Annotated in this window: 21 protein-coding genes; 8 read left to right on the top strand and 13 right to left on the bottom strand. The window is 74.0% G+C overall.

Annotated features, from left to right (window positions below; all coding sequences use genetic code 11):
* Positions 1-33: 33 nt before the first annotated feature.
* The 5 genes from egtC to AB0761_RS30815 form a co-directional block, all read right to left on the bottom strand.
* Positions 34-786 (bottom strand): ergothioneine biosynthesis protein EgtC, encoded by a 753-nt coding sequence (gene egtC, locus AB0761_RS30835; protein WP_377272447.1) that lies wholly within the window; start codon positions 784-786, stop codon positions 34-36.
* Positions 786-2,138: an ergothioneine biosynthesis protein EgtB gene (gene egtB, locus AB0761_RS30830; RefSeq protein WP_377274417.1), complete on the bottom strand. Its 1,353-nt coding sequence runs from the start codon at positions 2,136-2,138 to the stop codon at positions 786-788. The genes egtC and egtB overlap by 1 nt, the downstream gene beginning before the upstream one ends.
* The gene (egtA, locus tag AB0761_RS30825) at positions 2,135-3,508 is read right to left on the bottom strand and encodes an ergothioneine biosynthesis glutamate--cysteine ligase EgtA (RefSeq protein WP_377272446.1); all 1,374 of its coding nucleotides are present in this window, start codon (positions 3,506-3,508) and stop codon (positions 2,135-2,137) included. The genes egtB and egtA overlap by 4 nt, the downstream gene beginning before the upstream one ends.
* Before the next feature lie 133 nt (positions 3,509-3,641).
* Complete coding sequence (locus tag AB0761_RS30820; protein ID WP_377272445.1) at positions 3,642-4,835, bottom strand: MalY/PatB family protein; 1,194 nt, start codon at positions 4,833-4,835, stop codon at positions 3,642-3,644.
* A gap of 176 nt (positions 4,836-5,011) precedes the next feature.
* Positions 5,012-6,133 (bottom strand): aldose epimerase family protein, encoded by a 1,122-nt coding sequence (locus tag AB0761_RS30815; RefSeq protein ID WP_377272444.1) that lies wholly within the window; start codon positions 6,131-6,133, stop codon positions 5,012-5,014.
* 229 nt (positions 6,134-6,362) lie between these two features.
* On the opposite strand from AB0761_RS30815, the gene AB0761_RS30810 reads away from it, so the two are divergent.
* The 5 genes from AB0761_RS30810 (at position 6,363) to AB0761_RS30790 (ending at position 11,415) form a co-directional block, all read left to right on the top strand.
* Positions 6,363-7,385, top strand: a complete 1,023-nt coding sequence (locus AB0761_RS30810) for a zinc-binding dehydrogenase (protein ID WP_377272443.1) — start codon at positions 6,363-6,365, stop codon at positions 7,383-7,385.
* A gap of 70 nt (positions 7,386-7,455) precedes the next feature.
* The gene (locus AB0761_RS30805) at positions 7,456-8,442 is read left to right on the top strand and encodes a hypothetical protein (protein ID WP_377272442.1); all 987 of its coding nucleotides are present in this window, start codon (positions 7,456-7,458) and stop codon (positions 8,440-8,442) included.
* Between the two features lie 32 nt (positions 8,443-8,474).
* A complete protein-coding gene (locus AB0761_RS30800) occupies positions 8,475-9,635 on the top strand; it encodes a mandelate racemase/muconate lactonizing enzyme family protein (RefSeq protein WP_377272441.1) in 1,161 nt (386 codons plus the stop codon).
* Positions 9,636-9,748: 113 nt separating this feature from the next.
* Entirely contained in the window at positions 9,749-10,513 is a 765-nt protein-coding gene (locus AB0761_RS30795) for an IclR family transcriptional regulator (RefSeq protein ID WP_377272440.1), read from the top strand.
* Positions 10,514-10,542: 29 nt separating this feature from the next.
* Positions 10,543-11,415, top strand: a complete 873-nt coding sequence (locus AB0761_RS30790) for an SMP-30/gluconolactonase/LRE family protein (RefSeq protein ID WP_377272439.1) — start codon at positions 10,543-10,545, stop codon at positions 11,413-11,415.
* A 29-nt stretch (positions 11,416-11,444) separates the two neighbouring features.
* Here the strand turns inward: AB0761_RS30790 and AB0761_RS30785 are convergent, their stop codons facing one another.
* On the bottom strand, positions 11,445-14,420 hold the full coding sequence (locus tag AB0761_RS30785; RefSeq protein ID WP_377274416.1) for an ATP-binding protein: 2,976 nt from the start codon (positions 14,418-14,420) through the stop codon (positions 11,445-11,447).
* Positions 14,421-14,772: 352 nt separating this feature from the next.
* On the opposite strand from AB0761_RS30785, the gene AB0761_RS30780 reads away from it, so the two are divergent.
* Positions 14,773-15,819: a hypothetical protein gene (locus AB0761_RS30780; RefSeq protein WP_377272438.1), complete on the top strand. Its 1,047-nt coding sequence runs from the start codon at positions 14,773-14,775 to the stop codon at positions 15,817-15,819.
* 6 nt (positions 15,820-15,825) lie between these two features.
* Here AB0761_RS30780 and AB0761_RS30775 read toward each other — a convergent pair whose 3' ends face one another.
* Positions 15,826-16,869, bottom strand: coding sequence for a zinc-dependent alcohol dehydrogenase family protein (locus tag AB0761_RS30775; RefSeq protein WP_377272436.1), 1,044 nt, complete (start codon positions 16,867-16,869; stop codon positions 15,826-15,828).
* Between the two features lie 78 nt (positions 16,870-16,947).
* Here AB0761_RS30775 and AB0761_RS30770 point away from each other — a divergent pair, with 78 nt between their 5' ends.
* Positions 16,948-17,682, top strand: a complete 735-nt coding sequence (locus tag AB0761_RS30770; RefSeq protein WP_377272435.1) for a class I SAM-dependent methyltransferase — start codon at positions 16,948-16,950, stop codon at positions 17,680-17,682.
* A 143-nt stretch (positions 17,683-17,825) separates the two neighbouring features.
* Here the strand turns inward: AB0761_RS30770 and AB0761_RS30765 are convergent, their stop codons facing one another.
* The 5 genes from AB0761_RS30765 to AB0761_RS30745 all read right to left on the bottom strand — a co-directional run bounded on the left by AB0761_RS30765 (position 17,826) and on the right by AB0761_RS30745 (position 22,061).
* Positions 17,826-19,319 (bottom strand): MFS transporter, encoded by a 1,494-nt coding sequence (locus AB0761_RS30765; protein WP_377272433.1) that lies wholly within the window; start codon positions 19,317-19,319, stop codon positions 17,826-17,828.
* A 106-nt stretch (positions 19,320-19,425) separates the two neighbouring features.
* On the bottom strand, positions 19,426-20,082 hold the full coding sequence (locus tag AB0761_RS30760; protein WP_377272431.1) for a TetR/AcrR family transcriptional regulator: 657 nt from the start codon (positions 20,080-20,082) through the stop codon (positions 19,426-19,428).
* 110 nt (positions 20,083-20,192) lie between these two features.
* Entirely contained in the window at positions 20,193-20,546 is a 354-nt protein-coding gene (locus AB0761_RS30755) for an ArsR/SmtB family transcription factor (protein WP_377272430.1), read from the bottom strand.
* Between the two features lie 134 nt (positions 20,547-20,680).
* The gene (locus AB0761_RS30750; RefSeq protein ID WP_377274414.1) at positions 20,681-21,022 is read right to left on the bottom strand and encodes a hypothetical protein; all 342 of its coding nucleotides are present in this window, start codon (positions 21,020-21,022) and stop codon (positions 20,681-20,683) included.
* Between the two features lie 412 nt (positions 21,023-21,434).
* Positions 21,435-22,061, bottom strand: a complete 627-nt coding sequence (locus tag AB0761_RS30745; protein WP_377272428.1) for a TetR/AcrR family transcriptional regulator — start codon at positions 22,059-22,061, stop codon at positions 21,435-21,437.
* Between the two features lie 77 nt (positions 22,062-22,138).
* Here AB0761_RS30745 and AB0761_RS30740 point away from each other — a divergent pair, with 77 nt between their 5' ends.
* Positions 22,139-22,606, top strand: a complete 468-nt coding sequence (locus AB0761_RS30740; RefSeq protein WP_377272426.1) for a cupin domain-containing protein — start codon at positions 22,139-22,141, stop codon at positions 22,604-22,606.
* Positions 22,607-22,610: 4 nt separating this feature from the next.
* Here the strand turns inward: AB0761_RS30740 and AB0761_RS30735 are convergent, their stop codons facing one another.
* Positions 22,611-23,642: a LacI family DNA-binding transcriptional regulator gene (locus tag AB0761_RS30735; protein WP_377272424.1), complete on the bottom strand. Its 1,032-nt coding sequence runs from the start codon at positions 23,640-23,642 to the stop codon at positions 22,611-22,613.
* Positions 23,643-23,747 lie beyond the last annotated feature (105 nt).

Raw genomic sequence — 23,747 nt, 5'->3', positions numbered from 1 at the left:
CGTCGGCGCGCCCGGGGCGCGCCCGCAGGTCCGTCAGTCCGGCGGTCCCGCCAGGGGTCGGACGGTGACCGTGTCGGCGGTGGCGAGCAGCAGCGACCTGTCGGGGACGGGCGTCCAGCCGGGGAGGTCGTCGCCGGGTTCGGAGGCGACCCAGACGCCCCGTCCGGGCTCGATCCGGTGGAAGAGGGTGTCGCCCCAGGTGGTGGCGGCGATCAGACTGCCGTCGGTGAGCAGCAGGTTGAGCCGGGCGTCGGCGCACGCGGCGACCTCGCGGACGGTCGCGGCGAGCGCCTCGCCGGGCTGTTCGCCGTCCCTCAGCCGCCGCAGCGCCAGCGCCCAGACCAGGGCGGAGTCGCAGCGGGCCTCCAGCTGCAGCAGGTCGGCGGGCGGCAGCGCGGCGGCCAGCTGGCCGGAGGCCCCGGGCCAGCCGGGCAGGGCGCCGTTGTGGCTGAACAGCCAGCTGTCCGCGGCATAGGGGGCGGCGGCGGCCTCACCGGGGGCGCAGCCGTCGGTGGCGGAGCGTACGGCGGCAAGCAGGGCGCGGGTGCGGACCACCCGGGCCAGGTCGGTGAAGGAGGGGTCCGCCCAGATCGGGCCGGAGCGGCGGTAGCGGGCGGGTACCGGGTCGCCCTCGGCGTACCAGCCGACGCCGAAGCCGTCGGCGTTGACGGTGCCGTACTTCTGCATCCGGGGCGCCCAGGACTGCTGGTGCAGCCCGTACGGCGGGTCGACGACCAGGTCGCGGATGCTGCGCGGAAGGCCTGCGTAGGCCAGGTGGCGGCACATCAGACCGCCCCCGCCGCGGTCGGACGCGGTTCGGCGTCGCGGGCGGTGCGGAAGCCGGAGAAGATCTGCCGGCGGATCGGGTAGTCCCAGTTGCGGAAGGTGCCGCGGCAGGCGATCGGCGCCACCCCGAAGGAGCCGCCGCGCAGCACCTTGTGGCCGTCGCCGAAGAAGACCTCGGAGTACTCCCGGTAGGGCCAGGCGCGGAAGCCGGGGTAGGGGCCGAAGTCGCTGGAGGTCCACTCCCAGACGTCGCCCATCAGCTGGCGGGCCCCGTAGGGGGAGGCGCCCGCCGGGTAGCTGCCCGCGGGGGCGGGGCGCAGATGGCGCTGGCCGAGGTTGGCGTGGTCGGCGGTGGGGGCGTCGTCGCCCCAGGGATAGCGGCGGGAGCGGCCGGCGGCCGGGTCGTGGCGGGCGGCCTTCTCCCATTCGGCCTCGGTGGGGAGTCTGCGCCCGGCCCAGCGGGCGTAGGCGTCCGCCTCGTACCAGCAGACGTGCACCACCGGCTCCTCGGCGGGCACCGGCTCCAGCGTGCCGAACCGGCGGCGCAGCCAGGTCGCGCCGTCCCTGGTCCAGAAGAGCGGCGCCGCCAGGCCTGCCTGCCTGAGGTGGGCCCAGCCCTCGGGAGTCCACCAGCGGGGGTCGTCATAGCCGCCGTCGTCGATGAACCGCTGGTAGGCGCCGTTGGTGACCGGGACGGTGTCCAGGTAGTACGCCGGGACGTGGACGGTGTGGGCGGGCCGTTCGTTGTCCAGCGCCCAGGGCTCACCTGTGGTGCCCATGCTGAAGTCGCCTGCGGGGACCAGGACTTCGGCGGGCAGCAGGGCGGCGTCCTGCGGCGCGGGGGCCGGCGGGCGGTCGGCCAGCACGGGCGGCCCCTGGCGCAGCTGATGGGTGATCAGCATGGTCTCGTCGTGCTGCTGTTCATGCTGGGCGATCATGCCGAAGGCGAAGCCCTGGCGGAGCAGCCCGGTGCCGTCCAGCCGGGTGGTCTCCAGCAGGTCCAGCACCCGGCCGCGCACCTCGCGGGCGTAGGCGCGGGCCTCGGCCGGCGGCAGCAGCGGCAGGCTGGGGCGCTCGGAGCGGGGGTGCTCGAAGGCGTCGTAGAGCGGGTCGATCTCGGGGTGCAGCGGGTCGCGGCCGCCGACGTTGCGCAGCAGCCACAGCTCCTCCTGGTTGCCGATGTGGGCCAGGTCCCAGACCAGGGGCGACATCAGCGGGGAGTGCTGGGCGACGAGGTCCGGCTCCTCGATGCTGCCGGTGAGGACGGCGGTGCGTTCCCGGGCGGCCAGCAGTTCGGTGGCGATCCGCTCGCGCAGCGATTCGACGGAGCCGGCGGAGAGGTCGGTGTTCAGCACGGGGCGGTCTCCTGCGTCGTCGCGGTCCGGGGTCCGGCGCCGCCGCGGGTGCGGCCGGCGAGGGCGTCCAGCTGGTCGTCGGCGGGACATCGGCCCCCGGCCGGGTAGCGGTCGGCGAAGGCGGCGACCGCCTTGCGCAGCCCCTCGGGGGCGCCGAGCCGGGGCAGCGCCCGGTCGGCGGCGTCGAAGCAGGCCACGGCTGCGCGGCGCAGGTGGGGGTCGGCGACGGCGAGGGTGGAGGCTCTGGTCCACAGTTCGCTGCGCGGGGCGGGCAGGCCCCCGTTGGGGCCGGTGAGCGGTTCCACGGCCTCCAGGGCGGCGTCCGCGGCGCGTGCGTCGTCCAACAGGGCGGTGACCACCGCGGTGGGGATCAGCCAGCCGTCGTCCGGCTGGGCGTCGATCATCCGCAGCTCCAGATGGCCCTGGGGGCGCACCGGCGGGAACAGGGTGGTCAGGTGGTACGCCAGGTCGTCCAGGGTGGCCGGCCGCTCGCCCGCGCCGCGCAGCCAGTCGCGGAAGGTGACACCGCGGGGCGCCGTCCAGGGGCGGCCGTCGTCGCGCCGTACGCAGAGCAGTTCGGCGTCCAGCGCATAGCGGGCCCAGGCCAGGCGGGGGTCGGCGGTGAGCGGGGTGGGGGCGAGCGTCCGACTGGGGTCCATGCGCTCCCAGACGGCCTGCCGGGTGGACCGGCGGCCGGTGGGACGGCCGTCCAGCAGCGGGGAGTTGGCGAAGGCGGCCACCAGGACCGGCCCGAGGAGGTGCAGCAGCCGCCAGCGGTCGCGCACGCCCAGCGGGCCGGGGCCGTCGATGCCGGCGTCCAGACAGACCTGGACCGAGGCGGTGGCGCACATCATCACCTTGCCCCAGGGGCCGCCGCGGCTGAAGAACTCCTCCATGGCCGCGTAGCGGGGCTGGTGGAGCACCCGGGTGCGGCCGCGCGGGTGGGGGTCGGTGCCGGCGCCCACCAGGCGCAGGCCCCGGGCCGCGAAGGCGGCGCGCAGGGTGCCGAGGTCGCGCAGCGTGGTCTCGGCGCAGTCGGTGAGGGAGTCCGCGGGCGGGGAGCTGAGCTCGACCTGCCCGCCGGGTTCGCGGGTGATGGCGGACCCTCCGGGGAGGGTCGGGGCGGCGGGCCGGAGGCCGAGGGCCTCGACGGCGGCGTCGATGCGGGCCGGATCCACGGGGGCTGCGGCGTCGCGGTCGTCCTGGACGATCCACTCGAGTTCGACACCGAGCCGCCTGGGTGGGCCGATCTTGAAGCAGACGCTGGCCACATAGGCCTCGGCGCGGGACTCGGTCAGCGGGGTGACGGTGGGCGGCGCCTGCGGCTGCCCGCCGTCGGTCTGTATCGGGGGGCGTAGTGGTTTCACTCGGCTCACCGTCCCTCTGGCTCTGGTCCGACGCGGCCCGGGCTCCCTGCCCAGTCTGCACCGAAGCATGCCCGCACGGCGGTTAACCGCCCAGGGAGGCGGGTGTCCTCGCAGCCCAGAGCCTTGCGGACGATTATCTTCCGGATCCGGCCAGGGCCGCCAGGCGGTCCAGCGCCGCCACCAGGAGGGGGCGGGGCAGGGCGTAGTTGAGCCGCAGGAAACCCCGGCCCGCGGGGCCGAAACCGGAGCCGTCCTGAAGCTCCAGACCGCAGCGCTCCAGCAGCAGCTCGCGGGCCCCGGTGGCGGGCAGTCCCAGCGCGGTCGCATCCAGCCAGAGCAGGAAGGAGGCCTGCGGTGGCGAGGGAACCGCCCCCGCGGCGGCCCTCTGCAGCGCGCCCACCGCCAGATCGCGGTTGCCGACCAGGAACGCCAGCAGCCCGTCCAGCCAGGGTCCGCCGTGTTCCAGGGCCGCGCGCTGCGCCACCTGGGTGAACAGTCCGCCCTCCCAGAGCCCGTACCCGGCCATCACCTCCACCAGCCGGGCCCGCAGCCCCGGGTCGGGGACCAGCGCAAAGGCGCTGGGCAGCCCCGTGGTGTTGAAGGTCTTCCCCACCGAGTTCAGGGTGACGGTGGCGCGGGCCAGGTCCCCGGCGGCGGCCACCGCCACCGGGTGCGGGTGGCCCGGATGGGTCAGGTCCGCGTGCACCTCGTCCGAGATCAGCACACCCTGGGCGGCCGCCGCGGTCTCGGCCAGCGCCCGGATCTCCGACCGCTGCCACACCCGGGCGGTCGGGTTGTGCGGACTGCTCAGCAGCACGGCGCCCAGCGGCCGCTCCGCGAACCGTGCAAGGGGCAGCCGGTAGCCGTCCGGCTCCAGCGCGAGCGGCACCTCCTCGAAGGGCATCCCGGCGGCCCGGCAGGTGGGGGTGAACCCGCCGTACTCCGGTGTCGGCAGCAGCACCGGCCCGCGGACGCGGTCGCGCAGCGCCTCCAGCAGCAGCCGTACGGCGGTGCGGGGGCCGAACGGCAGCAGCAGCACCCAGTCGGGGTCCACCGGGACGTCGTGCCGGGCCCGGTACCAGTCCGCGACCAGTTCCCGGCCGCGGGGGTCGCACACCGTGTAGCCCAGGGCCGGATGCCCCATCCTGGCGGTCAGCGCCTCGGCCACCACGGCCGGGCCGGGCAGGTCCATGTCCGCCAGGCCCAGCGCGATCCGCCCCGGGTGCCGCTCCACCCCGGCCATGGCCCACTTGCTGCTCCCGGTGCCGGACCGGTCGAAGACGTCGACGGCTTCCAGGGCTCCTCCACTCGACGGATGCGCGCTCACGCATCCATGCCCCGTCCGCGGTCGCCGTGAACCGTGCGGCAGGCTCCCTACGGGACGCCGCCACCGGGGCCGGGGAGGGCGGACCGGCCACGGACCCGGGTGCCGCGCCGCCGGAGCGGACGGCACACCGGTCCGTACGGGGTCCCCCGCCGCGGGGGCCGGGCAGGGGGAGGCGGTCAGGCGATGCCGGGGTGGAAGACCGTGGTGGAGTGGAACCGCTCACCGGGCCGGAGGGTGGTGGTCGGGTAGTCGGGCTGGTTGGGCGAGTCGGGGTGGTGCTGTGTCTCCAGGGCGATGCCGGAGTGCGGGCCGTAGGTGCTGCCGCCGATCCCGGGGACCTCGTGGTCGAACTGGTTGGCCGTGTAGACCTGGATGCCCGGCTCGGTGGTCAGCACCTCCAGGGTGCGGCCGCTCGCGGGGTCGGACAGCAGCGCGGCCCACCCCGGAGAGCCGTCCGCGGGGCGGTCCCGCAGCACCCAGTTGTGGTCGTAGCCCAGGGCGGGCTTCAGCTGCGGGTGGTCGTCGCGGATGCGGTCGCCGATCCGCCGCTCGGTGGTGAAGTCGAACGGTGTGCCGGCCACGGGCTCGTGCGGGCCGAACGGCACCATCCGGGTGTCCACGGGTGTGTAGTGGTCGGCGTCCAGGGTGAGCCGGTGGTCGAGGACCTGGCCGGAGCCCTCGCCGCCCAGGTTGAAGTAGGCGTGGTTGGTCAGGTTGACCACGGTGGGGCGGTCGGTGGCGGCGTCGAAGCGGAGCGTCAGGGTGCCGTCGGCGGCCAGCTCGTAGGTGACGGCGATGTCGGCCGCGCCGGGGAAGCCCTGATCGCCGTCGGGGCTGTGCAGGCTCAGCCGCACGGCGGCCGCGCCGTCGGCCGCCGGTGCCGGTTCGGCCTGCCAGACCTGGTGGGCGAAGCCGCCGGGGCCGCCGTGCAGGGTGACGCCGTAGCCGGTGGAGGCGAGCTGGTGCTCGACGCCGTCCAGCCGGAAGCGGCTGTCCGCGATCCGGTTGGCGTAGCGGCCGACCACGGCGCCGAAGAAGCCGGCCGGACCGAGCAGGGCGTCCATGTCGTCCGTGGCCAGGACGATGTTGGCCGGCCGGCCCGCGCGGTCGGGGGTGTACCAGGTGTGCAGGGCGGCGCCCAGGGTGAGCACCGAGGCGCTCACACCGTCGACAGCGTTGTCGGGGGTCAGGGTCCATCGCTCGACGGACGTGCCGTCCGGGAGGACAGCGAAGGTCTCGCAGCGCACTCCGTGGGTCGCGGTCGGGTCCGGGTGCCGCCGCTGCGGGGCCGCCGTCATCCTCTGCTCCTTACTCGGCACCGCGCCACCGCGGCGTCCACTGGTCTTGACCAACCGGTCCAGGGTATCCGTGAGCAGGTTGCCCCTGACGGGACCGCCCGGATGGCGTCCCCAAACGGTCGTGCGAGGCGGGCCCTTGACCACGATCAGCCCCGATCCCTAATCTCATACGAAGTATCGAACCTGGTTCGGTATACCGGACAAACCGGAGAGTCGCTTGGAGCACCAGATGAACCGATCGCGTGCGGTCGTCCTCGACGGCCCCCGCCGCCACCGGCTGGCGACGGGCCCGGTGCCCGAGCCCGGCCACGCCGAGGTGCGGGTGCGGGTCGCCGCCGCCGGACTGTGCGGCAGCGACGGCGAGCTCTACCGCGGCGGGCGCCCCGCTGCCTACTGCCGCTACCCGGTGACCCCCGGCCATGAGTGGTCCGGCACGGTGGAGGCCGTGGGACCGGGAGCCGATCCGGCGCTGGTCGGGCGGGCCGTGGTGGGCGAGGGGTTCCGCGCCTGCCGCAGATGCGAGCGCTGCCGCGCCGGGGACACCACCCTGTGCAGCGCAGGGTACGCGGAGACCGGCTTCACCGAGCCCGGGGCCTTCGCCGACCACCTGGTACTCCCCGACCATCTGCTGCACCTGCTGGCACCCGGAGCCGATCTGCGGGCCGCGGCCCTGCTGGAGCCGGCCGCCGTGGTCGCCGCCGCACAGCTGGCCGCGGCGCCGCAGCCCGGGGAGCGGGTGGCGGTGGTGGGCGGCGGCACCATCGGCCTGCTCACCGCGCAGTTCCTGGCGGCCTCCTCACCGGCCGAGCTCACCGTGGTCGATCCACGCGCGGACCGGCCCGACCGGGCGGAGCTCGCCCAGCGGTGCGGCGCCACCGGCGTGCTGACGCCGGACAAGGCCGAGGCCGAGGCGGGCCGCTACGACCTGGTGGTGGAGACCGCCGGCGCCCCGGCCACCGCCCATGCGGCGAGCCGGCTCGCCCGGCGCGGCGGTCGGATCGTGCTCACCGGCATCCCGGAGTCCGCCCGCGGGCTGGACCCGGTGGACCTGGTGGTCCGCAGGCTCACCCTGCACACCGTCTTCGGCGCCCCCTCCGCCGCCTGGAGCCTCGCCGTCCGCGCCTTCGACGCAGGGCTGCTGGACACCGCGGCGCTGATCACCCATGAGCTGCCGCTGGAGGAGTACGACACCGCCGTGGCACTGCTGGACGGCCGGGACCCCGGCGTCGGCAAGGTCCTGCTGCGTCCCTGAAACCCCGACACCGCCCACCCCTCCCTTGTCGCGGCCGGTCCCTGGTACCGGCCGCCGGAAAGAAGGACCCATGACGGACCCACGGCTCCCCGGCGAGCACGCCCTGCGGGCACTCGGCCTGCCCAGCCCGGGCTCGGGCGCCGAGAGTTCGCCGCACTCCTTCCCGGACGGCGGCACCTGGCGTACCGAGCTCCCCTCCTGCGAGGGTCCCGCGGTGCTGGAGGCGGTGCTGGCCGAGAGCGAGCGCCTGGCGGTCCCGCTGCACCGGATCAGCCAGGGCAGCGGCGTGTGGATGCTCACCGACGGCGAGATCACCCAGATGGTGCAGGCCACCGAGGAGCGCGGGATCGAGCTCTGCCTCTTCCTCGGACCCCGCGGCACGTGGTCCCACGCCGCCTCTCCGCTCACCCCGTCGGGCGGCGCGGGCCTGCGGGCCCACGGCTACGACCAGGTGGCCGGCTGTGTGGAGGACGCGCTGCGCGCGGTGGCGCTGGGTGTGCGCTGCCTGCTGGTCGCCGACGAGGGCGTGCTGTGGACGCTGCACCGGCTGCGGGCCGCCGGCGGGCTGCCCGCCGACACCACCTTCAAGGTCTCGGCGCTGGTCGGACCGGTCAACCCGGCGGCCTACGCGGTCTGGGAGCAGCTGGGCGCCGACTCGGTGAACGTCCCCAGCGATCTGACGCTGCATCATCTCGCCGAGATCCGGCGCTTTTCCCGGGCACCGCTGGACATGTATGTGGAGGCCCCGGACGACCTGGGCGGCTTCATCAGGATGTACGAGGCCGCCGAGCTGGCACGCTGCGGCGCCCCCGTCTATCTGAAGTTCGGTCTGCGCAACGCCCCCGGCATCTACCCGGTCGGACAGCATCTGCGCGAGGCCGCGGTGGCCACCGGTCTGGAGCGGGTGCGCCGGGGCCGGCTGGTGCTGGACACCCTGGAGCGGCTGGGCGCCGCCGGGGGGATGTCGCCGCTGGGATCCCGCGATCCCGGTCCGCTGGTGCGGTTCCCGGTGCCGGATCCGGCACCCCTGCCGCCTGCCCCCTCCCCCGTACGCTGACCTCCTCCCCCGACGATCTTTCCGGAGACACCATGAAGATCACCAAGGTCGACACCCATGTGCTGGGCACCGAATGGCGCAATCTCACCTTCGTTCAGGTGCACACCGACGAAGGCATCACCGGCCTCGGTGAGGTGCGCATGGTCAACCACACCGACGCGCTCCTCGGCTGTCTGGAGGAGGCGGTTCCGCGCCATGTGATCGGCCGGGACCCGTTCGAGATCGAGCGTCTGGTGCAGGCGATGACCCTGCACGACTACGCCCGGCCCAGCGAGGTGACCATGAGCGCCGCGGCGGTGGTCGAGACGGCCTGCTGGGACATCATGGGCAAGGCGCTGGGGCAGCCGGTGCACCGGCTGCTGGGCGGCGCGGTACGCGACCGGGTCAAGGCGTACGCCAACGGCTGGTACACGGTGGAGCGCACCCCGGAGGAGTTCCACCAGGCGGCGCTGAAGGTGGTGGCGCGCGGCTACCGGGCACTGAAGCTCGACCCCTTCGGCCCCGGCTCGCTGGAGCTGGACCGGGCCGAGACGCAGCGCTCGGTGGCGCTGGTGGCGGCGGTTCGGGAGGCCGTGGGGGCCGACACCGAGATCATGATCGAGATGCATGGGCGCTTCTCCCCGCAGACCGCGATCCGGATCTCCGAGCTGCTGGAGCCGTACGAGCCGGCCTGGATCGAGGAGCCGGTGCCGCCGGCCAACAGCAAGGGGCTGGCCCGGGTCGCCTCCCGGGTCAATGTGCCGGTGGCGGCCGGTGAGCGGATCCATGAGCGGGAGGGGTTCCGGGAGCTGTTCGAGACCGACGCGGTGGACATCGTGCAGCCCGACATCTCCCACTTCGGCGGCATCCTGGAGACCAGGAAGCTGGCCGCCACCGCGGAGACCTACGGGGTGCTGATCGCCCCGCACAACGTCGGCGGCCCGGTGTCCACCGCCGCCGCGCTGCACCTGGCGGCCTGCACCCCCAACTTCAAGGTGCAGGAGCACTTCAACGACTTCGCCGACCCCTATGTGCTGGAGGCCGCCCCGGGCCTTCCGCCGGTCGACGCGGACGGCTTCTTCGCGATCCCGACCGCGCCCGGCCTCGGCGTGGAACTGGACCTCGAGGTCTTCACCCGCCACCCGCGCCAGCGGGTCCACTTCGACCTGTTCGCCGAGGGCTGGGAGAAGCGCGACGGCACCGGCGCCGCCTGACCGTCCCGGCGCCGGGCCGACCTGGCCCGGCGCCGTGGCCGTCGGCTAACGTCGTCCCCATCCGCAGTGCCGGTCCTTGCGCACCGGCCCCGATTACCTGGACGTGATGACAGATGGGCCGCCTCGTACCGGCCGTGGTCCGGGCCCTGGACATCCTGGAACTCTTCCTGGACGGGGACGGCACACTGTCCACCCCCGAGATCACCAAGCAGCTCGACCTCCCCCGCACCACCGTGCACGAGCTGGTCACCACCCTCGCGGCGCGGTCCTATCTGGTGCCGGTCCCTGAGCAGCCCGGCAAGTGGCAACTTGGCCTGCGCACCTACCAGTTGGGCAGTCGCTACGCCGACCGGGCGGACCTGGCCACCGAGGCCCGCGCGGTCGCCCGCGAGGTCGCCGCCCGCTGCGGCGAGACGGTGCACGTCGGGGTGCTGGACGGGACCGAGGTCGTCTACATCGCCAAGGTCGACTCCAGCCACGCGGTGCGCATGGTCTCCGCGGTGGGCCGCCGGCTGCCGGCGCACTGCACCGCCGTGGGCAAGATGATGCTGGCCTCACTGCCCGAGCAGGAGCTGGCCGCCCGCTACCCGGCCGGGACCCGGCTGGAGGCGATGACCCCGCACACCCTCACCACCGCGGAGGCGCTGCGCAGCGACCTGGCGGAGACCCGCGACCGCGGTACCTCCCGGGAGTTCTGCGAGTCCAACTCCGATGTGGCCTGCGTCGCCGCCCCGGTCCGGGACGCGGAGGGCGCCACCGTGGCCGCGATGAGCGTCTCGGTGCCCACCCTGCGCTGGTCCGAGGAGCGCGGCGAGGAGCTGTCCGCCCTGGTCGCCGAGGGCGCCATGGAGCTGTCCCGCCGCCTCGGCAGCCGCTGAGAACCGACCCACCCCCAGGAGCCTGCACCGTGCACGTCGAGATCGCCGAACCGTCCCGCCTCCAGCTCGGTGAGGGGGCGCTCTGGGACCCCGCCGGCGAGCGCCTCTACTGGATCGGCATCGAGGACCGCCGGGTGCTCTGGCTGGAGCAGGGCACCGGCACCGCCTCCTCGGTGCAGCTGGACACCATGCCCGGCACCCTGGTCCCGTACCGCGACGGCCGGGTACTGCTGGCGACCGAGCGGGGCTTCGAGCTGCTGGACACCGCGTCCGGCACGCTCGGCCCGGTCGCCGAGGTGGAGGCGGACCGCCCCCACCGCCGGATGAACGACGGCAAGTGCGACCCGTACGGTCGGCTGCTGGCGGGCACCATGACCCTGGCCGAGCCCAGGGAGCCGGGCCCGCTGTATCGCCTGGAGCCGGACGGCGGCACCCTGCGGGCCGTGCCGGTGCTGGACGGGCTGGCCATCCCCAACGGCCTCGCCTGGCCGGAGCCGGACCGCCTCTGGTACATCGACACCCCCACCCGGCGGATCGACCTCTACGAGTACCCCGAGCACGGGCCGGTCGGCCCGCTGGTCCGCAGCATCGACACCTCGGAGCTGCCGGGCGACCCGGACGGGATGACCCTGGACCGCGACGGCAACCTCTGGGTGGCCTTCTGGGGCGGCTCCTCGGTGCGCTGCTTCGCACCCGACGGGGCGCTGCTGGAGACGGTGGAGCTGCCGGTGCCCCAGGTGACCAGCGTCGCCTTCGGCGGCCCGGAGCTGGACCGCCTCTACATCACCACCGCCGCGACGGGCCTGGACCCCGCCGACCCGGCCCCGCACGGCGCCCTCTTCCGCTGCGACCACCTCGCGACCGGCCGCCCCGCCGTGCCCTGGGCCGGCCCCGCGGTCTGACCCCGCGCACGGCCCCCGGTCCCGGGGGTTCAGTCGTCGGAGGCGGGGTCGGAGGCGGGGTCGGAGGCCGGGCCCAGGTCGGGGCCGGCGGCGAAACCCAGGTCGGGGTCGAGGGCGGCGTCCGACGGCCGGCCCAGCGCCGCGGGAAGGCCCTCGCTGCCCGTACCCAGCTTGCGGTGGACCGCGGCGAGCAGCCGGTTGACGATCCCCACGCCGGTGCCCAGCTCCACCGCTATCCGCTCCGCCGGAACCCCGCGCACCGAGAGCTCCGCGGCGCGCCGCTCCCGGTCGGTCAGGGTGTCGCTGCCGACCACATAGAGCCCGCGCGGCCGCAGTCCGGCGGCGGACAGCTCCGCCGCGGCCCGTGCCGCGACCTCCTCGGCGCCGCACTGGTTGGCCAGTTCCACGCCCTGGCGCAGCTGGTCGGCGGCCTCGGCCGCGCGGCCGACCCGGCGCAGCGCCGACCCGTGGTCCACCAGGGCCAGGGCGTACTCATAGGCGCAGGGGGAGCGGCCGAGCCGGCCGACGGCGAGCTCCAGCATGGCCTCGGCCTCGTCGACGCTCTCGGCCACCGCCGCGCCCAGCCGCAGGGCCTGGCCGACCGCGGTGGCGGTACCGAAGTGCTCGGCGTCCCGCACCGCCTGCCGGGCGAGCCGGCGGGCCCGCTCGGGATCCTCCTCGGCCACGGCCAGGGCCAGCAGCGAACGCCAGGGCGACCAGACGGTGTTGCGCCAGCCGCGGCTGTCCAGGCGGGCACCGACCGCGGTGAGCTCCGCGGCGGCCTCCGCACGGCGCCCATGGGCGAGCAGCAGCTTGCCGTGCAGGGTGGGGGCGTCGGGCAGCAGCAGGGCCGAGGGATAGGGCGGGCCGAAGCGGTACTCGGTGGCCAGGTCCAGCGCCTCGTCCGGCTTGCCGCGGGCGAGCAGGGTGTCGATCAGCACCCCGACCGTGTCCCACTGCAGGGGGACCCCCGGGCCGAGGCGGTCGGCCAGCCGCAGGCTGCTGCGCAGGAAGTCCTCGGCCTCGGCGAGCCTGCCGCCGCGGAACCGCACCAGGCCCAGCAGGAAGTAGGCGAAGCCGAGGTGGGAACCGCTCCAGCCGGCGACCTCGAACTCCCGCACCGCGTCGCTGAAGAGCTCCTCGGCGAGGTCCAGGCGGTCGGTGTAGGTGAAGGTCATCCCGACCATGGTGGGGATCTCAAAGCCCCAGTCGGTGTTGGTCCACCCGAGCTCGCGCGGCAGCCGCCCGCTGTCCAGGGACTGCTCGACCAGGGCCCTTGCCTCCAGCGCGGGTTCGCCGCGCAGGGTGAGGTCCCAGCCGCGGAGCACCTGGAGCACCCGGGCGCCGACGTCCCGGCCGCGCAGCGGTACGGCGAGGTCGGCGAGCTGGCGGGAGCGCTCGGCCCAGTCGTGGCCCTCGGCGCGGAGCGCGGACCACAGGAAGTGGGCGGCCTGCAGGCGGGTCCTGGCGGGCCCGGCGGGAGTGCGGGCGGCTTCGGCGGCGAGCACCTCGGCGGCGTCGTCGAGCCGGTCCAGATGGCCGAGCGCCTGCGCCAGCCGCATGGTGGCGTTCTCCCGAAGGGCGGGGTCCAGGCCCTGGGTGGCCAGCGCGGCACGCAGATGGTTGACGGTGATCGCGGGCCGGGTGAGGAGGGTGGCGCAGCCCAGTTCGTACTGCACCGCGGCGCGCTCGGCCTCCAGCGGGGGTTCGGCCAGGGCCCGCTCCAGACAGCGGCGGGCGGCATCGGGGGCGCCGACGGCGAGGTGCTCCTTGGCGGCCGCGCGGAGCAGCTCCACCAGGGCGTCGTCGCCGTCGGGGTGGACCTCCAGCAGGTGCCGGGCGGCTGCGGAGACACCCAGGCCCGCGTCGAGCACGGCCTGGGCGGCGACGCCGTGCATGGCGGTGCGGGTGGCCGGCGGGATGGCCCGGTAGACGGCCGTGGCGATGAGCGGGTGGACGAACTCCAGGACCGATCCTCCGGAGAGGACCCGGGTCTCCCGCAGCCGGTCGGCGGCCTGGGCGGCGTCGGCGGGTCCGAGGGCGGCGACATTGGCCACCAGTGCGGCGGGGATGTCGGTGCCCAGGACCGCGGCGGCCCAGGCGAAGTGGACGGTGGCGGGGCCCAGCTTCTCCAGCCGGTCGGTGAGTCCGGCGCCGCGCACCTCGGCGCCCAGGTCGCGCAGCAGCTCGGCGTTGTCCGCGGTGGGCGCGATGTCGCGCTGCCGGACCTTGGCCAGCAGCTCCACGCTCTCATAGGGGTTGCCGCCCGTGACGTGCCAGCACTCGCGGCTGAAGGCGTCCTCGGCGGCCGCCCCGAGGGTGGCGCGGACCAGACCGGCGACACCCTTCGGGCTGAGCGGGCGCAGCGCCACGGAGTCGGCGGTCCGCTGCCCGGCGGTGAGGCGCTGGTAGGGGTCGTCCCTGGGCAGGTCGTCGGGCCGGTAGGCGAGGACCATCAGGATCGGCAGCTCCGGCACCCGCACCTGGAAGGCGGACAGCCACACCGCCGACTCCAGGTCGCACCAGTGCAGGTCGTCGACGACCAGCAGCAGCGGCGAGTGGATCTGCGAGAGCTGGGTGAAGACCCAGTCGAGGCCGTCGCGCACACCCTGCGGATCGGCGCGCAGCCCGGGGGGCGGGGCGAGCAGCCCGGCGGCCGGACCGGCGATGTCGTACCAGTCGCCGAACAGTTCGCGCCGTTCCGCCTCACTGCGGGCGGCCAACACGGGTTGCAGAAGTTGCCGTACGGCATGGAAGGGGACATTGCGCTGCTGCTCGCTGCCGCGGGCGAAGAGCACCGTGCAGCCCTCGCGGGCCGCGGCGATCCCCCGCACCCGGGTGAGCAGTGCGGTCTTGCCCATCCCGGCCGAGCCGCTGCACAGCAGCACGCCGCCGAGCCGTCCGGCGCCGGACTCGATTCCATGGCAGAGGTCGTCGATCGCCCGGCGGGCGGCCGCGACCTCCTGCTCCCGCTCCAGCAGCGGGTCGGGTACGCCACGGCGCATCCGCTGGTCGGGCTGGAGCCGGTGGTCGTCCCGATCGGTCACCTCTGACCTCTCTGTGTCGCCAACTTCCCGTGCCTGAAGCGAGGTTATCCCGTTGCGAAGCCGATGCGGACGAAGTTGGGCAGCCCGAAATCGAACAGGTTGGCCGGGAAGGGTGTTTACCCGCAGGAGAGGGCGGACGATGATCGCAATCTGGCAATCCCGGCATCGTCACCGGGCCGTGTGATCCCCCGCCCCCTCGACTCGGATGCCCCACGAGGAGGAGAGCCATGGCACAGATTGACGGACAGTTACGCGCCCCAGTGGTCCCCGGCGCCGTCCAGACGAGTGCACGAAGAATCCGGAGAAGACCGTGGATCTGATCACCCCGCTGCCTGCTTTTCCCTTTCCCTCCCGGATAAGCGCCTACGCCCACGAGGCCCAGCACCATCTTCAGGACTGGTCGCGGGTCACCGGGATCATCGCCGACGGCCCCTCCGGCGACTCCTTCGACGCGATGCTCTTCGGCCGCTTCGCGGCCCGCGTCTACGCGGACGCCCCGGTGGACCGGCTGCTCACCCTGGCCGACTGGACCGGGTGGATCTTCGCCTTCGACGACCTGCTGGACGACACCCCGGAGGGGCGGGACCTGGACCATGTGAACCAGGTGATCGCCTGTATGGAGCCGGTCTGCCACGGCCGTCCGGCGGCCCGCCCCGCCGCCCCCTCCGAGGCCGTCGCCCGCTCCCGTGACGCCTTCGCCGACCTGTGGCGCCGGATCATCGCGCCGATGCCGGCCGCCTGGACCGCCCGCTTCACCCGCAACGTCCTGGACTTCCTGCACTCCTACCGCCGCCAGGCCGAGGTCAACTCCTCGCGGGAGGTGCTGGACGACCGCGCCTACAGCGCGCACCGCTCGTCCACGGTCGCCATGTACACCGGCGCGGACCTCATCGAGTACGGCACCGGCCGGCCCGTCCCCGAGCAGTTGATCGTCCATCCGGATGTGGCCGTGCTGCGCGAGACCGCCGTCAACGCCATCGCCTGGACCAACGACCTGTTCTCCGCGCCCAAGGAGATCTCGGTCGGGGACCTCTGCAACTATGTGACGGTCCTCCACCGCCAGCTGCACCTCCCGCTCGAGGCCGCCGCGGCAGCGGTGGTGGCCCGCATCGACGCCGAGGTGGAACGGTTCTCCGCGGCCGCCGAGCGGATCGGCGCCCTCTGCTCCCAGCTGCCCGTCGAAACGGCCGAGGCGCTGCTCGGCACGGTCGACGGGCTGCGGTCGTGGATGGTCGGCCATGTCGCCTGGTCCACGGAGAGCGGCCGGTACCGCGACCGGGGCATCCCCGACGGCACCGAGCTGCTGGCGGCCACCGGGCGCACCCCGCTCGGCGCCCACAGCGGGCTCGCCGGATGAACCGGGCTAACCATCCGCCGTCAGTACGGCCACCCCGGTGATCCGGTCGGCCGCCAGGTCCGCCAGCGCCTGGTCCGCCCGGGACATCGGGTAGCGGGTGAGCTGCACCCGGGGACGCAGCCGGGCCGCCTCCGCCAGAAAGGCCCGGCCGTCCTCGCGGGTGTTGGCGGTGACGCTGCACAGCGTGCGCTCCTGGAAGAGGTGGCGGGCGTAGTCCAGCCGCGGGATGTCGGTGAGGTGGATGCCGGCCACCGCGAGGGTGCCGCCCCGGTCCAGGGCGGCGAGCGCGACCGGCACCAGCTCTCCGACCGGGGCGAAGAGGATGGCCGCGTCCAGCGGCTCGGGCGGCGGGTCCTGGGATCCCGCGGCGGAGGCGGCGCCCAGCTCCAGCGCGAGCCGCTGGGCGTCCGGGGAGCGGGTGAGCACATGGACGGTGGCGCCGCGGGCGATGGCCAGCTGGGCGGTGAGATGGGCGGACGCGCCGAACCCGTAGACACCCAGCCGGCTGCCGGGCGGCAGCTGCGCCCGCTGCAGCGCGCGGTAGCCGATGATGCCCGCGCAGAGCAGCGGGGCGATCTCCGCGTCCGGCCACTCCTCCGGCAGGCGGTAGGCGTAGCGGGAGTCGACCAGCAGATGGCCGGCGTAGCCGCCGTCGAGGTCCCAGCCGGTGTAGCGGGAGTCGGGGCAGAGGTTCTCCCGCCCGCTGCGGCAGTAGCGGCACTGTCCGCAGGTCCCCGCCAGCCAGGCCGCCCCCAGCCGGTCGCCCACGGTGAAGCCGGTCGCGCCGGGCCCGGCCGCCAGCACCCGTCCGACCACCTCGTGGCCGGGGGTGCACTGCGGGCGACGGGGCGTCAGATCGCCTTCGGCGAGGTGCAGATCGGTACGGCACACCCCGCAGGCGGCCACCTCCACCAGGAGCTGGTGCGGGCCCGGCGGGGGGATCTCCCGCTCGGTGCGGCGCAGCGGCCCGCCGGTGATCGGACCTGGCCGGTCCACCACCCACGCGGTGGTGGCCGTGGTACCCGGAGCCCCGGACGTTGCTGCGGACATGGTCTTGCCTCCCCGGTGCGGTGGCGGTTTCGACGCTACCGCCGGTCCGGGGGGCCCGCAGAACGTAGGGTGCGGCACATGCTGGACTACGACACCGAGGCCGACCGCTACGACGCGACCCGGGGCGGGGTGCCGCGGGCCGAGGCGGCGGCCGCCGCCGTGCTGGACCTCTTGCCGGCGCCGGCCGGGACACTGCTGGACGTGGGCTGCGGCACGGGCCTGGTGACCGAGCGGATCGCCCGGCCGGGGCTGCGGGTGGCGGGCGCGGACGCCTCCCCGGGGATGGCCGCGCGGGCCGCCCGGCGGCTGGCCGGGGCGGTGGTGCTGGCCGACAGCCGGCGGCTGCCGTTCGCCGACGGGACCCTGGACGCGGTCAGCACGGTGTGGCTGCTGCATCTGCTGCCCGAGGCGGCGGCGGTGGTGGCCGAGTGCGCCCGGGTGCTGCGGCCCGGCGGGGTGCTGATCACCACCGTGGACAAGGACTCCGCGCATGATGTCGACTGTGACATCGACGCCCTTTTCGCACCCTTCCGGCGGTGGCAGGACGTCCATGACAGCAGGGCGGACGTGACCGCTCACGCCGCCCGGCACGGTCTGGCGCCCTGCGGCGAGACCACCTTCACCGGCCACGGCCAGGGCCGTTCGCCCCGGTCGGCCGTCGAGGCGGTGCAGGCCGACCGGCTCCGTTCGCTGCTGGCGCTCACCCCGGGGCGGGCGGCGGGCCTGGTCCGCGACCTGGCGGCGCTGCCCGGCCAGTCGGAGCCCCGCCCCGATCCGGTCTACCGGCTGCTGGCCCTGCGCAAGCACGGCTGACCGCGGCGGCCGCGCCCGCGGGCGGGTCGACATGCGGAAGGCCCGCACCGGTGGGCGGGTCGACATGCGGAAGGCCCGCACCGGTGGGTGCGGGCCTTCGCGCGGGGTGACCCGGTCGGCGGACCGGGGTCAGCCGTGCCCGGTCAGTGGGCGATCACCGGGACGGGGACCTCCTCCTCGGAGCCCTCCGAGGAGCCGGAGACCACGGTGCCGCCCTGGCCGCCGGCGTTGATGAAGGTGAAGGCGATGGCGGAGGAGACGGCGAGGATGCCGACCGCCCACCAGATGGCGGCGGCGTAACCGTGCACCGCGGCCTCGTTGATCAGCTTGGGGTTCCCGCCGTGCGAGACCAGCCAGCTGGTGGTGGCGCTGGCCGCGATGGTGTTCAGCAGCGCCGTGCCGATGGAGCCGCCGACCTGCTGCGAGGTGTTGACCATCGCGGAGGCGACACCGGCGTCGCGCGGCTGGACGCCGTACGTGGCCAGGCTCATCGCCGGCATGAAGGCGGTGCCCATACCGAGGCCCAGCAGGATCTGCGCGGGCAGGATCAGGGCGGCGTACGAGCTGTCGACCTTCAGCTGGGTGAGCATCAGCATGCCCAGGGCCGCGACCAGGAAGCCGGGGCCCATCAGCCGCCGGGCCGGGACCCGGGTCATCAGCCGGGCGCCGATCTGGGTGGAGCCGGTGATCATGCCTGCGATCATCGGCAGGAAGGCCAGGCCGGTCATGACCGGGGTGTAGCCCTTGACGATCTGCAGGTAGTAGGTGAGGAAGAGGAAGAGGCCGAACATGCCGATCACGGCGAGGCCCAGCGAGAGGTAGACACCGGCGCGGTTGCGCTCGGTGACCACGCGCAGCGGCAGCAGCGGCGCCTTCACCTTGCCCTCGACCACGGCGAAGCCGGCCAGCAGCACAGCGGCGGCGACAAAGAGGCCGATGGTGACGCCGGCGCCCCAGCCGTCGCTCTCGGCGCGGGTGAAGCCGTACACCAGCGAGACCAGGCCGAGGGTGGCCAGCACCACGCCGGGGATGTCCAGGCGGTTGCTGTTGCGGCTGTCGGCCGGCTCATGGACGACCGCGATCGCACCGGCGGCGGCGACGGCCGCGAACGGGACGTTGACGTAGAGCGCCCAGCGCCAGTTGAGGTACTCGGTGAGCACACCGCCGAGGATCAGGCCGAGGGCACCGCCACCACCGGCGATGGCACCGAAGATGCCGAACGCCTTGGCGCGCTCCTTGGCCTCGGTGAAGGTGACCGCCAGCAGCGAGAGCGCCGACGGGGCCAGCAGTGCGCCGAAGGCGCCCTGCAGGGCGCGGGCGCCGAGCAGCATCCCGGTGTTGACCGCCGCGCCGCCGATGGCGGAGGCACCGGCGAAGCCGATCAGGCCGATGACAAAGGTGCGCTTACGGCCTGCCATGTCGGCGATCCGGCCGCCGAGCAGCAGCAGTCCGCCGAAGGCGAGGGTGTAGGCGGTGATCACCCACTGGCGGTTGCCGTCGGTGATGCCCAGGTCGTGCTGGGCGGAGGGCAGGGCGATGTTCACGATGGTGGCGTCGAGCACCACCATCAGCTGTGCCAGCGCGATGAAGAAGAGCGCGGTCCAGCGCTTGGGGTGCGGAGTGGGCGGAAGAGACATGTGGGGGTACTCACAATCGTCACGTCTGCGTCACGTCAAAGTGGTGTGGAGGTCTGTCGTCGAGGCGTTGCGCCGATAGGTTGTGCGGCCGCGTTGCGCGGTCGGGTCAGCGGCAGTCCTCCCCGTACGCCCTCAGGTCTTCGAAGGTGGCGGCGGTGCCGGGCAGCTCCGAGCGGCGGGGTGTGCTCAGGCCGTCGAGGAGGAGCTCCAGATGCCGGTGGACGAAGCGGTCGATCCCCAGACAGCCCGTGCCCGGCAGCGGCCGGGCGAGCTGGGTGACGGCGACGATCACATCACCGACCGCGACATCGGGGCGGAGTTCCCCGGAGCGCTGGGCGGCTTCGATGAGTGCCTCCATCGCCTGCTCCAGGTGCACCCGCGCTTCGACGAACTCGGGGTCCCTGACGTCGACCCAGCCGGAGAGCAGGGAGCAGGTGGCCCCGATCCGCTCGTCGGCGGCGGTGTGCACAAAGCGCCTCAGCGCCTGGAAGGCGGTCGCCTCCTCGGCGAGCGCGGCCTCGGCTTCGTCGATGGTGCGGATCAGCACCGAGAGGGTGACGGTGCGGATCAGTTCCCGTCGGTCGGCGAAGTGCCGGTAGAGCGTGGCGTTGCCGATGCCGGCCCTGCGGGCGATGTCGTCGAGCGGCACATCCGGGCCGTACTCGACGAAAGCCTCCCGGGCGGCGACGACGATCCGCTCGCGGTTGCGGAGCGCGTCGGCCCTGGGACGGGCCACTCGCTGGTCCACGGCAGATCCGGCCATTGCCGCGCTCCCCCCGATGACGGGAACCGGGGACGGGTTCCCCGGTTCGGTTGCACATGGCTAAACGGGGAACCCGTCCCCGGAAATTTCGGGGACTGCGGTGAGCTGTGTCACAGGACCCGGGCGGGTCCCTGCTCCGCCTCGCGGAGCTCGGCGAGCAGGCCCTGCTGGCCCGCCAGGAGCTCGGTGAGGATGCGCCGGGCGGCACGCAGCAGATCCGCGACATCGGCGCCGGCCAGTGAGTAGACCACCGTGGCACCGTCACGGGCCGAGACCACGATCCCGGAGCGGCGCAGCACGGCCAGTTGCTGGGAGAGGCTGGACGGCTCGATCTCGATCGCCGCCAGCAGTTCCCGTACCGGCTTGGGCCCCTCCTGCAGCAGTTCCAGGACCCGGATCCGCACCGGATGCCCCAGCATCCGGAAGAACTCCGCCTTCGCCTGGTACAGCGGGACCCGTTGCACCGCCGGTTCAGCCCCTCTCCGGACTTGTCGTGGTCGGAAGGCTACGGATGGCGGCCCCCGTCTGCCGGAGAACTGCAGAGTCCGGCAGATGGGGAATTGCATAATCCTTCAACTCATGGGCCGAAAAAGGGAGTTCAGAGCTCCAGGGCTTCGCAGACCTGCTTGCTGCGGTGGCGAGCGAGGGCCAGATTGGCCCGGTTACGGTCGAGGACCAGGTAGAGGAAGATGCCCTGGCTGCCCCGCTTGGTCAGCGGGCGGATCATGTGGAACTGCCCCGAGAGGGTGATCAGGATGTCCTCGATGGCCTCACCCCGCAGATCGAGCAGTTCCATGGCGCGCATCTTGGCCCGCACCACGTCGGTGTTGCCGGCCGCGGCCACATTGAGGTCCAGATCGTCGCCGCCGCCGAGGACGCCCAGCGCCATGCCGCTGCCGTAGTCCACCAGGGCGGCGCCCATGGCGCCCTCGATGGACATGCACTCCTTGAGCGAGGTCTCCAGGTTCACCGCGGTCTCCTTTTCGCCGATTTCGCCGCTGTCGATCCATGCGGTCCCGGACCACCGGATCGCGGCCACGACGCTAGAGCCGGGGCGGTCGCCGCCGGGCCGTTCGACTGCAAACGACCGGAATGTCCGGGCCCGACGAAGCAAACCGAAAGCATTCCGCTCACAACCGCAGGTCTTCCGAACGCACTTCGACAGCGCTGGGGATCACTGCGCAGCACGGCCGGTCCGGTGATCGACCGCCCACGGGCGACGGCGCCGCGGACAGCGGCAGTCCGGACGTCGGGAGTCCGGGGGCCGGCAGTCCGGGGGTCAGCAGTCCGGGGGTCGACAGCGGGCGCGTCGGCAGCGCGGGGTCGGCAGCGCGGGGTCGACGGCTCGGGCCTCAGCAGTCCGGGCGGGAGTGCTCGGGGTGGGAGCGCCCGGGGTGGGAGCGCCCGGGACGGGGACGCAGCCCCTCGAAGACCAGGTCGGCGAAGCGGCTCCACTCGCCGCTGCCAGTACGGATGATGCCGGACAGGCCGGCCACGATCAGATAGATGTCGTCGACCGTGACATCGCCGCGGACGGCGCCCGCGGCCCGGTCCTGCTCGATCAGCGCCCCGACCGCCCGCTCCAGCCGGGCGAGCGTCTCACCGCGGGGCGCCTCGGAGCCCACCGCCGCCGCAAGAGCGGCGGACAGCCCCCGCTCCCGTGCCAGCACCTCGCCGACATGGCGCAGATAGCGCCGCAGCCCCTGACCGGTCCGCGGCTCGCGCAGGCAGTCGGTCTCGGCGAACTCCAGGATCTCGCCGAACCGGTGCTCCGCCGCGGCCTCCACCAGCGCCTGGCGGGTCGGGAAGTGCCGGTAGACGGTGCCGATGCCCACCCCGGCGGCCCGCGCCACCTCGGGCATCTGCACCGCCTCCCCGTGTTCCACGAAGAGGGCCCGGGCGGCGGCCAGCACCCGGGCGCGGTTGCGCTCCGCGTCGGCGCGCGGCTTGCGGCCGGCCGGCATGGACGGCGTTGACACGGCATGGACTCCTCTGCCTAGACTTTTTCCGGAATCGGATTCCTCTTCCGATTGTGGCATCCAGAGAGGGCACACCCATGTCCGGAGACCGCTTCATCCTGCTCCAGCCCGGCGCGGTACGGCCAGGCAGACTCCCGCTGCCCCCCGCATTCGCGGTCAAGGCGATGACGGACGACACCCAGGGTCGCTTCTCGCTGCTGGAGGTGACCCTGGTCAGGGACATCCCGCGGCACACCCACCACCGCGCCGACGAGGCCGTCTACGTCCTGGAGGGCGTCCTCGCGATCGAGTTCGACGACGAGACCCTGCTCGCCCCCGAGGGGTCCTTCGCCCTGCTGCCGCAGGGGGTCCCGCACGCCCTGCGGCGCGCCTCGGACCCGCCGCCGCGGGTCCTGCAGATCTCCTCGCCGGGCGGCTGGGAGCACTATGTCGAGGATCTGATCGAGGCGGGACCCGCCGTGCTCACCGACGGCCGGCTCGACCCCGCGAAGATCAACCCCATCGCGGGGAAGTACGGCATCAGCTACCAGGAGGAGCAGGGCTGACCGTTCAGCCGCTCCGCGGGGCCGCCACCGAGTCGCGGACGATCAGCTCGGGCCGCAGCGACACCACAGCGCCGGGGGCGGCGGCCTCCCGGCCTGCCGCGATCCGGCCCGCCCGGCGGCCGGCCTCGATCAGCGGGAGCCGTACCGTGGTGAGCGCCGGATAGGCGTCCACTGCGAAGGAGATGTCGTCATAGCCGGTGACCGAGAGCCTCCCCGGCACATCGATGTCCCGCTCCCGTGCCGCCGCGAGCACCCCCAGGGCGACCAAATCGTTGGCGGCCACGATCGCCGTCGGCTGCTCCGCCCGGTCCAGCAGCACCTGGGCCCCCTCGAAACCGGAGGTCCGGTCGAAGCCGCCGGGCACCTGGAGCGACTCGTCCGCCGCCACACCCGCCTCGGCGAGCGCCGCCAGATGGCCGGCCAGACGGGCGCGGGTGGTGGAACTCCCCGCGGGTCCGGTGATGCAGGCGATCCGCCGGTGGCCCATCGAGAGCAGATAGCGGGTGAGGGCCTGCGCACCCCGGAAGTCGTCGAACTCCAGCGCCACCGCCCCGGTGTCCGGCAGCGCGGGCCTGCCGCAGAGCACCACCCGGGTGTCCGCCGCGACCGCACGCCTGACGAGCGCCTGGAGCTCGGCGAAGTGTGCGCTGTCCGGCTGGTGGCCGCCGGTGAGCACAATGGCGCGCACCCGCTGGCGCAGCAGCAGCCCGATGTAGCGCAGTTCCTCCGCCGGTGAGCCGGCGGTGCTGCAGATGACGGCGAGCAGGTCGTCCAGGGCGGACTCGCCCTGGACCGCCCCCGCCATCACGCCGAAGAAGGGGTCGGAGATGTCGTTGACCACCACACCCAGCACATCCGAGGTGGCTGCGGCGAGCGCTCTGGCATGCGCGTTGACCACATAGTCGAGGTCGGCCACGGCCGCCATCACCCGCCGCCGGGTGGACTCGGCCACCGGGTAGTTTCCGTTGAGGACCCGGGAGACGGTCGCCGAGGAGACCCCGGCCCGCGCCGCCACATCCGCCAGAGTCGCCGCCAAGGCCCGCCCTTCCCACCGCTGTCCCGCTGCCCGCACCGTCGGCAGCAGGGGGATTCTATCCAGTTGCGCCAACCCTGACCGGGGCCGCCCAGAGGGTTGGTGAAA

Source organism: Peterkaempfera podocarpi, from assembly GCF_042466665.1.
Classification (GTDB): Bacteria; Actinomycetota; Actinomycetes; order Streptomycetales; family Streptomycetaceae; genus Peterkaempfera; species Peterkaempfera podocarpi.
The sequence above is the reverse complement of the archived record's forward strand: the minus strand, read 5'-3'. Positions and strand labels throughout refer to the sequence as shown.